Below are 13,863 nucleotides of genomic sequence, written 5' to 3' on the forward strand. Positions count from 1 at the left end.
TTCTTTTAGATACCAAATTTTTCATATAAAAAACGGACAAAACTGCAACAAGTTTTGTCCGCTAATAAATTTACGCCTCTAAATCAAATCGATCGGCATTCATTACTTTTACCCAAGCAGCAACGAAGTCTTTGACAAACTTCTCTTTGTTGTCGTCTTGTGCGTATACTTCTGCAATCGCACGAAGTACAGAGTTAGAACCGAATACTAAATCTACACGAGTTGCAGTTCGCTCTACTTTACCAGTGGAACGATTACGACCGTTGTAAGTAGTGCCATCAACAGGCTCCCAAACGATATTCATATCTAGTAAATTCACGAAGAAGTCGTTCGTAAGAGTACCAACTTGTTCAGTGAATACACCGTGTTTTGTGCCTTCAAAGTTTGTGCCAAGTACACGCATACCACCGATTAACGCTGTCATTTCTGGAGCTGTTAATCCTAAAAGTTGTGCTTTGTCTACTAATAATTCTTCTGGGCTTACACTGTATTGTTTCTTTTGATAGTTTCGGAATCCGTCTGCTGCTGGCTCTAATACATCAAAGCTTTCTGCATCCGTTTGTTCTGCTGTTGCATCACCACGACCAGGAGCAAAAGGAATTTCTACGTCAAAGCCAGCATCTTTAGCTGCTTTTTCTACTGCAGCTGTACCACCAAGAACAATTAAGTCTGCTAAACTAACTTTTTTGTCCAAATGGCTTTGCATTTCTTCTAGCACTCCAAGAACTTTTGCAAGTTGCTCCGGTTGGTTTACTTCCCAACTACGTTGAGGCTCTAAGCGAATGCGAGAACCGTTTGCTCCTCCGCGCATGTCGGAACCTCGGAACGTACTAGCAGATGCCCAGGCTGTAGTTACAAGTTCGCCAATCGTTAAACCAGAGTCCAAGATTAGTAGTTTCATTTTTTCCACTTCTTCTTTAGAAAGTGTGTAGTCTACTGTTGGAATTGGATCTTGCCAGATTAACTCTTCTGATGGTAATTCTGGGCCAAGGTAGCGAGTTTGAGGTCCCATATCACGGTGAAGTAACTTAAACCATGCGCGAGAAAAGGCATCAGAGAACTCTTCTGGATTTTCAAAGAAACGACGAGAGATCTTCTCGTAAGAAGGATCAACTTTTAACGCTAAATCAGCAGTTGTCATCATCGTTGGAACTTTAATAGAAGCATCTTCCGCATCAGGGGCTAGGTGTTCTTCCGACGGATCCACTGCTTTCCATTGGTACGCTCCAGCTGGACTTTTCTCTAATTCCCATTCATATCCAAATAGAAGTTCAAAGTAACCATTATCCCATTCAGTTGGGTTGGCAGTCCAAGCTCCTTCAATACCACTTGTAATCGTATCGCGACCTTTACCATTACCGTGAGAGCTCATCCATCCAAAACCTTGCGCTTCGATTGGAGCAGCTTCTGGGTCTGGACCAACGTGTGCTGCATCACCAGCACCATGCGCTTTACCAAATGTGTGTCCACCAGCAATTAGGGCAACCGTTTCTTCATCGTTCATTCCCATACGTCCAAACGTTTCACGAATATCACGTGCACTTGCTAGAGGATCGGGCTTGCCGTTTGGTCCTTCTGGATTAACATAAATTAAGCCCATTTGAACGGCAGCAAGAGGATTTTCTAACTCGCGATCGCCTGAGTAACGGTTGTCACCGAGCATTTCTGTTTCAGAACCCCAGTAAATATCCTCTTCTGGATGCCAAATGTCAGGGCGACCTCCACCAAATCCAAACGTTTTTCCACCCATGGATTCAATCGCGACGTTACCAGTTAAAAGAAGTAAGTCTGCCCATGAGATTTTGTTTCCGTACTTTTGCTTAATCGGCCAAAGTAATCTACGAGCTTTATCTAAATTCCCGTTATCTGCCCAGCTATTAAGTGGGGAAAAACGTTGCGCACCAGTTCCACCGCCACCACGGCCATCTCCGGTACGATATGTACCAGCAGCATGCCATGCCATACGGATGAAGAAGCCACCGTAATGACCATAATCTGCAGGCCACCAATCTTGACTGTCCGTCATTAATTTATGAAGATCTGCTTTCAACGCATCGTAATCTAATTCTTTAAATGCTTCTCTATAGTTAAAATCAGGGTCCATAGGATTCGATTTTTGATCATGCTGATGAAGGATAGAAAGGTTTAATTGATTAGGCCACCAATTTTTGGTTGGAGTAGTACTTGCTTTTACCGTTGTTGCACTCCCGTGTGAAAAAGGGCATTTTCCTGCACTTGCTGGATTCTGTTTGTCCATTTTAATTCCTCCTATGAGTTCATAGTATAAGTTGTCAGTTAATAATAATAATTATTATTATATTTTTATTATAAAGAAATAAAGATTAAAATCAACTAATAACACTCGTAAATGTGTAATGAATTTTCCCTCTTATAAAAAAGGATAAACGCTGTCCACCATTGCTATTCTATTAATCATAGAGATTAGTATGTTAGGAAATTTATTTTGTTTACGATGTGGTCATAGTAGGCGGTCTAAAATATAAAGCGCTTTCATATATACTATCGAATGCACTTTGTCCAAAGAGGAGGTCGAGTAATGAAGGTACGTTATCCATCCGCACTGGAAGCAGTAGAAGCTGTAAAAGACGGTGCAACAATTATGGTTGGTGGATTTGGGTTAGTTGGTATTCCAGAAAAGTTCCTTTTAGCACTTCGAGAAAAAGGAGTAAAAGATCTAACAGTCATTTCTAACAACTGTGGGGTAGATGATTGGGGTTTAGGTTTGTTACTTCGGAATCGTCAAATCAAGAAAATGGTGGGCTCTTACGTAGGAGAAAATAAGGAATTTGAACGACAAGTTTTAAGTGGGGAATTAGAAGTGGAGTTGCTACCACAAGGAACTTTGGCGGAAAAAATTCGTGCTGGTGGTGCTGGAATTCCTGCATTTTATACGCAAGCTGGTGTGGGGACACCAATAGCCGAAGGAAGAGAACTACGAGAGTTTAACGGGAAAACGTATATGTTAGAGGAATCCTTGGTTGCAGATGTCAGTCTGATTAGAGCGTATCAAGCTGATGCAAAAGGAAACTTACAATACCGTTTAACTGCAAGAAACTTTAATCCACTAATGGCTGCTGCTGGAAAAATTACCTTAGCAGAAGTGGAAGAAATCTCTGAGACATACCTCCTACCGGACCACGTCCACACGCCAGGGATATACGTCGATGGCTTATTTCAAACAAAACAAGAAAAGAGAATCGAACGCCGTACCGTTCGTGTTAAGGAGGAAACGAATCAATGACACTTTCTTCACGCGAGCGAATTGCCATTCGAGCAGAACAAGAAATTGGTCAAGGAAATTACGTAAACCTTGGAATTGGCATGCCGACATTGGTTGCGAATTATTTGGATCCCCAAAAAGAGGTGACGCTTCATTCGGAAAATGGATTACTTGGCATCGGACCTTTTCCGACAGAAGAAGAGTTAGACCCTGATTTAATTAATGCTGGGAAAGAAACCGTTACAGCGGTTCTTGGTGCATCTTATTTTGATAGTGCGGAATCATTTGGCATGATTCGTGGCGGTCATATTGATGTCGCGATTTTAGGTGGAATGGAAGTGTCTGCTTCAGGAGACTTGGCTAATTGGATGATTCCAGGAAAGATGATAAAAGGCATGGGAGGCGCGATGGACCTTGTGCATGGGGCAAAACGTGTCATTGTCATCATGGAACATGTAAATAAGAAAAACGAACCGAAAATTGTTCCAGAGTGTACGCTTCCGTTAACAGGGAAAGGGGTGGTGAATAGAATTATCACGGATAGAGCGGTAATCGATGTGACAGATAATGGATTAGCATTAGTAGAAATTCTAACAGATGAAACGTTTGAGGAAATACAGTCTATTACTGGTGTTCCGCTAGTTCAAAAATAAGGGAGGGTATGCAATATGTGGAGTATGATTGGGTTGGTTGGTGGATTGGCCTTATTAATTTTTTTAACGATGCGTGGCATGAACTTATTAATTGCAGGTCCTTTGTGTGCTTTATTCGTAGCTCTTCTTAGTGGAATGCCGTTATTCCCACAATTGGCAGCGGAAGGGCAAGCAAACTTTGTGGCAAACTACATGTCTGGTTTCTCTGGCTTTGTTACTTCCTGGTATTTAATGTTCTTACTAGGAGCGATTTTTGGTAAAGTAATGGAGGATAGCGGTGCAGCAGATGCCGTTTCTAACTGGATTGTCAGTAAACTTGGTATGAAACGTGCCGTATTTGCAATTGTTTTAGCGTGTGCGGTGTTAACGTACGGTGGAGTAAGTTTGTTCGTTGTAGCATTCTCTGTTTACCCGATGGCGATTAGCCTATTTAAGAAAGCGGATCTTCCAAGACGATTTATTCCAGCTGCGTTAGCATTTGGATCTGTAACGTTTACGATGACATCTGCAGGATCACCTGAGATTCAAAACTGGATTCCGATTCAATTTCTTGAAACTTCTCCTTATGCAGGATGGGAAGTAAGTTTACTGGTTGCGGTGTTCATGATGGTGTTTGGTTATTGGTGGTTAAAACGCATGATTTCAAAGGCTGTGGCAAAGGGAGAGCGTTTCGTTTCTCGTGACACAGATCCTGAACAAACAGAACGTGACTTACCAAACCCAGTGATGGGCATGATTCCATTGTTTGTCGTTTTAGCATTCTCTTTCTTTTTCCACGATAAGTTAATGCAATCTGCTTTAATTGTGGCATTATTAGGAGGAATAATCGCTACTTATGTATTGAACCGTAAGTATTTTAAATCGTTCTGGAATGCCTTGTCGGAAGGAACGATGGGAGCGTTAATAGCGATTGGTAATACGGCGGCAGTAGTAGGGTTCGGTGGTGTGGCAAAAGCAGTACCAGCGTTCCAAGTTACAGTAGATGCAATGACTTCCATTCCAGGTAGCCCATTAATTGGTGCAGCTATTGCGGTTTCCGTAATTGCCGGTATGACTGGTTCTGCTTCAGGTGGTCAGGCCATCGCATTACCGTTGATTGCTCCACAATATATTGATGCAGGTGTAAACACAGAAGCATTGCACCGAGTTGTTGCCATTTCCTCAGGTGCACTTGATTCCTTACCGCATAATGGATATGTAGTTACAACAGTTCGTGCCATTTGTGGTGAGTCTCACGCTGCTGCATATGGACCAGTTGCTGCGTTAACGGTAATTGTTCCGTTAATTGGTGTAATTATTGCAATTGCATTGTTCTCCATGGGATTTGGAATTTAAGTTTATAAGAATTTCCTTATATTTATAGAATTTGAAACTTTCAATAGAAGAAAAGAGTGGCCTGGGGTGATTTAATCATTCTGGGTCTTTTTGTTTTGTCAACTGGTTAAAACTGGTTCTTGCATAAAATAATTACTAATTTGTTATCCTTCTAGTCTATCTTGGCCAAACTATCACCAAAGTGCGTATGCTAAAAGAGGTGGTAGTTGCGATGTTAAGTATGATTGGCTTACTTGGTGGGCTAATTTTATTAATTTTATTAACAATGAAAGGTATGAATTTACTTATAGTTGGGCCATTATGTGCCTTGTTTGTTGCTGTCTTAAGCGGAATTCCTTTATTTCCACAGTTAGCTGGCGAAGGAGAGGTGAACTATTTTACAGGCTATATGGAAGGTTTTACTGGGTTCATTGCTTCTTGGTACTTTATGTTTTTACTTGGAGCAATTTTTGGTAAAGTAATGGAAAAAAGTGGTGCGGCAGATGCTGTTTCCAATTGGATTGTTGGTAAACTTGGTATTAAGAAAGCGGTTTTCGCCATTGTATTAGCCTGTGCGGTTCTTACTTATGGTGGCGTAAGTTTATTCGTCGTAGCATTCTCGGTATATCCAATGGCTGTGAGCTTATTCAAAAAAGCTGATCTGCCAAGGCGGTTTATCCCTGCTGCTTTAGCGTTTGGGTCGGTTACTTTTACCATGACTTCCGCTGGCTCACCAGAAATTCAAAACTGGATTCCAATAGAATATTTAGGCACCTCACCTTATGCGGGGTGGGAAGTTAGTATCATTGTTGCATTATTTATGATGATCTCAGGGTATGTACTTTTGAAACTTATGATTAATAGAGCAGTTAATAACGGAGAGACGTTTGAAGTGAGAGAAGATGATCCAGAAGAGACAGACCGTGAATTACCGAATCCTTTCCTATCCTTGATTCCATTATTAGTCGTTCTCGGTTTTTCATTTAGTTTTCACGACTCTTTAAAGGAATCGGCGTTAATCATTGCGTTATCAGGTGGAGTGATTGCTACAATTATTATTAACAAAAAGTACTTCACATCATTTGGGAAAGCTTTCTCCGAAGGAACGATGGGAGCACTAGTTGCGATTGGGAATACCGCTGCAGTGGTTGGTTTTGGAGGAGTGGCAAAAGTGGTTCCAGCGTTTCAAGTTGCTGTTGATACGATGACTTCTTTACCAGGAAGTCCGTTAATTGGTGCAGCCATTGCAGTATCTGTGATTGCTGGGATGACTGGATCGGCTTCTGGTGGGCAAGTTATTGCATTACCTTTAATTGCTCCGCATTATATCGACATGGGAGTAAACCCAGAGGCTCTTCATAGAGTAGTTGCCATTTCATCAGGTGCGATTGACTCGCTACCTCATAATGGATATGTGGTGACAAATATCAGAGCAATTTGCGGCGAGACACATGCGGCTGCCTATTTACCGGTTGCTATACTCACTGTGTTACTGCCACTAATAGGCTTGGTTTTGGCAATCGTGTTATTCTCGTTTGGTCTTGGAATACAATAACAGGCTGGAACAAAACCCAAATGTGACTGCACAGGGATTTCCGCTGCAGGGGGACGCTTTCCACGGGGCGGGTTGCTGTATTGAAAAGCGGAAGGCGCGCGTTTAGATGCGGCAGCAAACTTGGAGGGACCGAGGAGGCAGCTCTTCAGCCACCACAGGGCCATCTGAGTTTGCCGAGCATCTGCGCACCTGGAGCTAGACATCGCTCTCGTCGCGGTAGTTCGCGCTCCTGTGGGGTCTCAGTAACCCACCTTTCCCGTAGGAGTCGCCCCCTTCCGCTCCAATCCCAAAGGTAGTATTAGTAGGGACAATAATTCTGCAGTAATTTAATTTTAAAGTCATAAATATTGGCTCCAAAAGGTATAACAGTTTATTTCTTTTGTCACAGCCTTTTTTGTCATTTCTTCCTCGGAGGATAATCCAACAACAATCCTTCGTAAATCGGCTCCAACCTGTCACTTTTACGGAAATCATCTGGTGTCACTAAAGCAGGAATCTTATCCCACAGACGTATACCAGATCGTTGCAAAATTTCCCACACAAACTGTGAGCAGAAATAAGCTTTTCTGGATTCGATTGGTACTTCAACAGATACGCCTAGAACACCAAGTAAATTATACGAAAACTTCTCCTTATTCTTGATAAAGACTTCTAGTATCCTCTTCATCTTCTTAACTTCTCGCTCCGTCACTTCTAATCGATAGATGATGCACGTAGTTTTTGGGTATTTACTATATGTTCCAGTCCAAACATCCTCTTTTACGAATCCACCTGATAACGGATTTCTTGGTTGAAGGCGGCCAAAGCTGTACATGTCAGACAAATCCTCTGCGAAAGAAATAGAGGCATGATTATATGGAGCTTTTGTATATACTTTTATCGAACGAGTAAAAAGCGTTCCAGTATCCGAAAGCAATATGTATATGTATGTATTACCAGTCATTCCTATTATCCTTTCATTTACAATCGTATGATTTCTATTCTATTATACTATTGAAGTGCATTGTAAGAAATGGGAGGTTTTTCATGACAGAATCTATAGTCATTTTATCCATTGCAGCTCTTGGGCTGCTTATAGCAACAATTGTTTTTACTCATATGAAAAAAACAAAGCCTTACAGAGATTTTTCTACCATTATGTTACGCATTAAAACGTGGTGGGGAATGCTTGCCATATTTACAGTTGCAACCTTATTTCATTCAGCGATTTCGCTATTATCTTTAATGCTTTTATGTTTCCTTGCTTTAAAAGAATATTTTTCCATGATGCGAACGAGAAAAGCAGATAGGCAGTTATTTATTTGGGCGTACTTGGCCATACCCATTCAATTTTATTGGATTTATATAGATTGGTATGGGATGTATATCGTCTTTATTCCTGTTTATATTTTTCTGTTATTACCCATGGCTAGAGTCTTCCGTAATGGAACACTTGGATTCTTAAGGTCCGTTAGCTCTACTCAATGGGGGCTGATGCTTATGGTATTCGGTTTAAGTCATTTAGCTTATTATCAAACAGCGACACCGCAGTATGGCGCGGAACTGGTGTTATACCTAGTTGTCTTAACGCAAGTAAGTGATATCGTCCATAACTATGTATCTATTTATTTTGGGAAACACAAGGTAGTACCTACAGCTAACCCTGCCATCACTTGGGAAGGATTTACTGCATCTCTTTTGGTAACCACACTACTTGCGTGGGTGCTATATCCTCATCTCACGCCAGTAAATGAACTCTACGGGGTATTGTCTGGTGCCTTAATTTGTATCGCGGGATTCTTTGGGATGTTGACAATCTCTGTCTTAAAACGAGACTTACTTATTGGGAACAGATCGAAATTTGATCAGTTAAAAGATCAGTATTTAAATCGGGTAGATAGTTTAACCTATACAGCACCTGTATTCTTTCATGTTACGAGATATTTTTTCGATTTTATGTAACGAGCAGAAAATTTACATACTATTCGGGAAACAGGTATCATGGGTGTAAGACAGGAGGAGACTAACATGACGAAGATTTATATATTACATGAAAACGATGAATGGACCGTTCACTTAACGAACCGACTAGATGAATTAGGAGCTCCTTATGAAAAGTGGCATTTGTCAGAGGGAAGTATTGACCTTTCTAAAGAGCCACCTGAAGGAATCTTTTATAATAGAATGAGTGCTTCTTCTCATACGCGAGGACACCGCTTTGCACCGGAATTTACGACCCAAGTTATTGCCTGGCTAGAAGCACATGGAAGAACCGTCGTAAATGGAAGCGGAGCAATTCGATTAGAAGTAAGTAAAGTGTTGCAAGATTTGGCTCTTCGAAAGCATGGTGTTTTGACGCCTAAGACGGTTGCAGCTGTCGGTGAGAAGTCGCTAAAGGAAGCGGTAGATGCATTTGATGGGCAATCTTTTATCACGAAACATAATCGTGCAGGAAAAGGTTTAGGTGTTCAGTTGTTTTTATCCAAAGAAGGATTCTACCAATATGTAGACAGCGGTGTGTGGAAGGATACAGTGGATGGAATTACTTTGTTACAGCAGTATGTCCAGTCACCTGAATCCTACATCACTCGTTGCGAATTTATTAATGGAAAGTTTTTATACGCAGTGCGAGTAGATACGTCTGAGGGATTTGAATTATGTCCTGCGGATGCCTGTCAGATTGGTGATAAGTTCTGTCCGGTTGGAGAGAACGAGAAGCGTCCGAAGTTTGACATTATAGAAGGTTTTAATGATCCAATCATCGAGAAATATGAAGCTTTCTTACAAGAAAATGATATACAGGTAGCTGGAATCGAATCGGTTGTAGATAAAGAAGGAAATCGTTACACATATGATGTGAACACGAATACGAATTATAACAAAGAGGCAGAAGAAAAAGTGCAAGTATTTGCAATGAAGGAATTAGCTCTCTACTTACAGCAACTTCTAAAAGGTGAATAAGGGTTTTGGTTGTTCTTTCCTACACTAAAGGAGTATACTTATTGAAGGAAATGTTTGTAGAAAGAAGGGACCATATGGCGAATACACACGTTTACTCAAAAGGAGAAGAAATTTCTAATGCTGTCACGCATGGGATTGGCGCTCTCTTAAGTATCGCTGCATTAGTATTATTGATTGTTTTTTCTTCCATTCACGGAACAGCATGGCACGTAGTTAGCTTCACATTGTTTGGAGCAACAATGTTTATTTTGTATATGTCATCTACGTTAGTTCATAGTTTCCCAGAAGGAAAAGCGAAGGATGTCTTTGAGATCTTAGATCATTCTTCCATCTATTTCTTTATCGCGGGAACGTACACACCATTTCTTTTCGTCGTCGTTCAAGGTGCACTTGGATGGACACTATTTGGAATCGTGTGGGGGCTTGCAATTGGCGGGACTATCTTTAAAGTTTTTTTTGTAAAGAAATTCTTGTTCATCTCGACATTGCTATACGTCGTTATGGGGTGGCTAATTGTCTTTGCATGGGATCCATTAGTATCTACATTACACCCTAATGGAGTCGTTTTATTAGTAGCAGGTGGAATTTGTTACACAGTTGGTGCAATCTTCTACGTGTGGAGAGCTTTCCCACATCATCACGCTGTGTGGCACTTGTTCGTAATTGCTGGATCTGTGCTTCATTTCTTTTCGGTTTTACTATACGTGTTACAAGTAAACTAATAAAATTTGCCTATCGACCGAGAACTTCTTGGAAGATAGGCTTTTTTTGTACATGACTAGTAGTTAACGAAGTATCCTATTTAAATGAAACTTTTTCACGCTTAATAGAGTAAATAATACAAAATGGGGTATAAGTTATTATCCTAGCAAGGTAAAATGGATGTATAGAATTTATTTATAGGAGATTACGATGAAAAAGTCTAAACTGCAATTTTGGTTAATTCAGATTCTATTGTTATTAGCAATTATTTTTGTCGGTTCGCAAGTTTCTTTCTTCTTGCAGCCAATCGCAGTGTTCTTTTCTACTTTATTTTTCCCTATCCTTGTTGCGGGCTTGCTTTACTACTTACTAAATCCGTTGGTGAATCTTCTAAGTGAAAGAAAAGTACCAAGGTTGGTAAGTATACTGATTGTGTTTTTATCTGTGATAGGAATAGTGGTGTTAGTTGTCAGATTAGTAGCTCCTACCATTTCAGAGCAGATTAATCAGTTAGTAAACGACATTCCGAAGTATGCAGACCAAGTGGTAGTGTTGGTAGAAGATGTAGCGAATTCCACAGAGTACGAGTGGATGTTAAATCAAGACTATGTAAAGATTGAAGATGTTGAGGAAACGGTTGTGAACTATGCTGAAACACTTCCTCAAAAGGTTGTTACGGGTGTTTCTGCAATATTTGGCTTTGTGACAAGTTTTGCTGTTATTGTTGTGACGGTTCCGTTCTTACTTTTCTACTTAATGAAAGATGGTCACAGAATTCCCAATAATTTAGCGAAGTTATTCCCGTTAACGATGAGGCATGAAATCCTTCGATTACTTCGAAACACCTCTCAAACGCTTGCTTCGTACATACAAGGTCAGGTAATTGTTTCTTTATTTGTAGGTACGTTAGCGTTTATTGGATATTTAATCATTGATTTACGCTATGCGTTAGTTTTGGCGATTATTGTAGTGTTTACAAACATTATTCCATTCGTCGGACCAATTATCGGAGGGGCACCTGCTGTAATCGTTGGATTCTTCGAGTCTCCAACACAAGGATTGCTAGCTTTACTAGTAATCACTATTGCACAACAATTAGAAGGAAACGTACTATCTCCATTAATTTTAGGAAAGTCCTTACAAATACACCCAGCGACAATTATCATTGTCTTGCTGGTAGCAGGTAATATTGCGGGTGTGTTAGGTATGTTATTGGGGTACCAACTTTCGCCGTAATCCGTACGATTGTTGTGAACATTATTGACATGTTTGCACGAAGGAATGAACGATATCAAAATCAATATGGGTGGAAAGAGAAAGATGATCTACCTTCATAGTTCTAATGTGTCTAGCACATACTACCTCTAAAAGAGTAGAGGTGTTGGAATGAGAACTATCCTGATTATGTTACTTTTATTTTGCTACCAACACGTAGCAAGTGCTGAGGAGTTGAATACGATGATCGGCTATGTTATTGATGTGGAAGATACGCGAGCATTAGTAGTGGAAAGAAGAGAAAGTTCTGAAGGAGTAGTTTTTGGTCAGCCTGTATGGTTTAATCTTGGTCAAAAAGCTCATATTGGAGACCTTTTAAAAGTGACGTACACCAATCTGCTAAAGTCTTATCCTGCTCAAGGTGCTGCAGAAACCGTTCAAGTGTTGACGCCTACGTATGTGAATGGATCGAGAAATTCAGAAGGTGACATTATCCAAAAAGCGCTGATAAAAGATGAAGTGAAGCAGTTGAATAAGCCAGTTATTGTTTCCATGGTGTTTTCACAAGGGCAGTGGACTACGGTTTGGAAGCCTCTTTTAGATGAGAAAGAAGTAACGGTAGTAATAGCTGACTGAAGCTAATGCTAGAAAAGGACTCGCAGATAATGCGAGTCTTTTGTGTTATTTTTCTATTTCTTTTAACACCATAGCTGGATTCCCACCAACAACGGTATAACTTGGAACATCCTTTGTGACAACAGCACCAGAGGCAATTACTGCTCCATCACCAATCGTTACGCCTGGATTGATAATTGCTCCGCCACCAATCCACACATCTTTTCCAATTGTTACAGGCTTTCCAAACTCTTTACCCGATTTTCTTTCAATTGCATCAAGTGGATGAGTTGCAGTATAAATATGTACACCAGGAGCAAGCATACAGTTATCCCCAATTTTAATTGGGCACACGTCTAGCATGATACAGTCAAAATTGGCAAAGAAATGATCCCCAACATGAATGTTGTACCCGTAATCACAGCGGAAAGTAGGCTCTATGAAAGCTCCTTTTCCTGTAGACCCAAACAACTCTTTTATCACTTCCATGCGTTCTTTTGCTTGAACTACACCCATGGCATTAAAGCGTTCCGTTAGTTGTCGTGCACGAATTCGGCCATCCAGTAATTCCTTATCTTGTGGATCATACATCTCTCCACGGATCATCTTCTCTTTTTCGGTCATCGTTCTTCTATCCTTTCCTACTAAAAAGCTTCAATACCCACTGGCATTGAAGCTAAGCATTAATAATATGGTGAAATCATTAGATAAACAATTACTCCAGTTAAACTTACATACAACCAAATTGGCATTGTCCAACGAGCAATTTTCTTATGCTTATCAACTTTCATTGTAATTCCTCTGGCAAATGTTAGCAATGCTAAAGGTACGATAGCGGCTGCCAAAACAATGTGTGTGATTAAGATGAAATAATAAACGTATGCGATTAAGCCTTCTCCACCAAAAGAGGTAGAATCAGAGGTAGAGTGATACGTTAAATAGGAAACTAAGAACACAGCAGTCGTAGTAAATGCTGCATAAATAAATCGCTTGTGCCAAGTGACATTTCCTTTAATGATTAAAAATAATGCTCCTAACAAGAAGACAAAAGTGAATGAGTTCATGATGGCATTTAACAATGGTAAGAATGATAAATCCATCTCTGTTACAGCTAATTTTGGTGAGAAAATCAATATAACAACAATGGCATTTATTGCAATTGATAAAGCTACTACCCATGGTACATAATTAAACTCTTTTTTCATTGACATTATTTACCCTCCTTACAGTGCTTCTTCATCTTTACGAATTTGATGATCGTGGGCGATAAAGTAGAACGGTACTACAGCGGATAAAAAGGCAATAAATGTTCTCTTAATGCCCCAGCGATCTTTGATTAACGCAACTAAACAAGCAACACAATATAAAACGAATAAAAATCCGTGTGCAGCACCAACGATTGAAACGGCGATATCATAGCCTAATCCATATTTTAGCGGCATTGCAATTAGCAATAAAATAATGTACGACATTCCTTCAAGAAAACTCACGGAACGTAGCGCTTTTAAATGATTCATGAAAAGTCCTCCAAATTTCTTTACTACTGCTATCTTACTGATAAATTCCCATAGGAGCAACAGATGACATTCTTTGAAGTGGTGTCAATTTCGTGAATTCGTCGGTTCTGT

At 40.2% G+C, this 13,863-nt stretch carries 14 protein-coding genes; 9 read left to right on the top strand and 5 right to left on the bottom strand.

Annotated elements, in window-relative coordinates:
• Positions 1–70: 70 nt before the first annotated feature.
• Positions 71–2,257 (bottom strand): catalase/peroxidase HPI, encoded by a 2,187-nt coding sequence (gene katG / locus G8O30_RS02620; RefSeq protein ID WP_239673444.1) that lies wholly within the window; start codon positions 2,255–2,257, stop codon positions 71–73.
• A 300-nt stretch (positions 2,258–2,557) separates the two neighbouring features.
• Between katG and G8O30_RS02625 the strand changes: the two genes are divergently transcribed.
• From G8O30_RS02625 to G8O30_RS02640, 4 genes are all read left to right on the top strand, one after another.
• Positions 2,558–3,262: a CoA transferase subunit A gene (locus tag G8O30_RS02625; protein WP_239673445.1), complete on the top strand. Its 705-nt coding sequence runs from the start codon at positions 2,558–2,560 to the stop codon at positions 3,260–3,262.
• Positions 3,259–3,894, top strand: coding sequence for a 3-oxoacid CoA-transferase subunit B (locus G8O30_RS02630; protein WP_239673446.1), 636 nt, complete (start codon positions 3,259–3,261; stop codon positions 3,892–3,894). Before G8O30_RS02625 ends, G8O30_RS02630 begins: the two co-directional genes overlap by 4 nt.
• Before the next feature lie 15 nt (positions 3,895–3,909).
• Positions 3,910–5,229: a GntP family permease gene (locus G8O30_RS02635; RefSeq protein WP_239673447.1), complete on the top strand. Its 1,320-nt coding sequence runs from the start codon at positions 3,910–3,912 to the stop codon at positions 5,227–5,229.
• 211 nt (positions 5,230–5,440) lie between these two features.
• A complete protein-coding gene (locus tag G8O30_RS02640) occupies positions 5,441–6,763 on the top strand; it encodes a GntP family permease (RefSeq protein WP_239673448.1) in 1,323 nt (440 codons plus the stop codon).
• A 397-nt stretch (positions 6,764–7,160) separates the two neighbouring features.
• Here G8O30_RS02640 and G8O30_RS02645 read toward each other — a convergent pair whose 3' ends face one another.
• Positions 7,161–7,706: a C40 family peptidase gene (locus G8O30_RS02645; RefSeq protein ID WP_239673449.1), complete on the bottom strand. Its 546-nt coding sequence runs from the start codon at positions 7,704–7,706 to the stop codon at positions 7,161–7,163.
• A gap of 83 nt (positions 7,707–7,789) precedes the next feature.
• Here G8O30_RS02645 and G8O30_RS02650 point away from each other — a divergent pair, with 83 nt between their 5' ends.
• The 5 genes from G8O30_RS02650 (at position 7,790) to G8O30_RS02670 (ending at position 12,256) form a co-directional block, all read left to right on the top strand.
• Entirely contained in the window at positions 7,790–8,704 is a 915-nt protein-coding gene (locus G8O30_RS02650) for a phosphatidate cytidylyltransferase (protein ID WP_239673450.1), read from the top strand.
• Between the two features lie 66 nt (positions 8,705–8,770).
• Positions 8,771–9,703 carry an ATP-grasp domain-containing protein gene (locus G8O30_RS02655; protein WP_239673451.1) on the top strand — a complete coding sequence of 311 codons (933 nt, stop codon included), beginning with the start codon at positions 8,771–8,773 and terminating at the stop codon, positions 9,701–9,703.
• Positions 9,704–9,777: 74 nt separating this feature from the next.
• The gene (gene trhA / locus G8O30_RS02660) at positions 9,778–10,425 is read left to right on the top strand and encodes a PAQR family membrane homeostasis protein TrhA (RefSeq protein ID WP_239674471.1); all 648 of its coding nucleotides are present in this window, start codon (positions 9,778–9,780) and stop codon (positions 10,423–10,425) included.
• Between the two features lie 190 nt (positions 10,426–10,615).
• On the top strand, positions 10,616–11,641 hold the full coding sequence (locus G8O30_RS02665) for an AI-2E family transporter (RefSeq protein ID WP_239673452.1): 1,026 nt from the start codon (positions 10,616–10,618) through the stop codon (positions 11,639–11,641).
• A 150-nt stretch (positions 11,642–11,791) separates the two neighbouring features.
• Entirely contained in the window at positions 11,792–12,256 is a 465-nt protein-coding gene (locus tag G8O30_RS02670) for a DUF3221 domain-containing protein (RefSeq protein ID WP_239673453.1), read from the top strand.
• 45 nt (positions 12,257–12,301) lie between these two features.
• Here the strand turns inward: G8O30_RS02670 and G8O30_RS02675 are convergent, their stop codons facing one another.
• Genes G8O30_RS02675 through G8O30_RS02685 form a run of 3 tightly spaced genes read right to left on the bottom strand, consistent with a single transcriptional unit; the run spans position 12,302 to position 13,752 of the window.
• Positions 12,302–12,859: a sugar O-acetyltransferase gene (locus tag G8O30_RS02675; protein WP_239673454.1), complete on the bottom strand. Its 558-nt coding sequence runs from the start codon at positions 12,857–12,859 to the stop codon at positions 12,302–12,304.
• A gap of 59 nt (positions 12,860–12,918) precedes the next feature.
• Complete coding sequence (locus G8O30_RS02680; RefSeq protein WP_239673455.1) at positions 12,919–13,446, bottom strand: DUF420 domain-containing protein; 528 nt, start codon at positions 13,444–13,446, stop codon at positions 12,919–12,921.
• A 12-nt stretch (positions 13,447–13,458) separates the two neighbouring features.
• Positions 13,459–13,752 carry a DUF3817 domain-containing protein gene (locus G8O30_RS02685; protein WP_239673456.1) on the bottom strand — a complete coding sequence of 98 codons (294 nt, stop codon included), beginning with the start codon at positions 13,750–13,752 and terminating at the stop codon, positions 13,459–13,461.
• Between the last annotated feature and the right edge of the window lie 111 nt (positions 13,753–13,863).

This window comes from Mangrovibacillus cuniculi (genome assembly GCF_015482585.1).
GTDB lineage: Bacteria > Bacillota > Bacilli > Bacillales > R1DC41 > Mangrovibacillus > Mangrovibacillus cuniculi.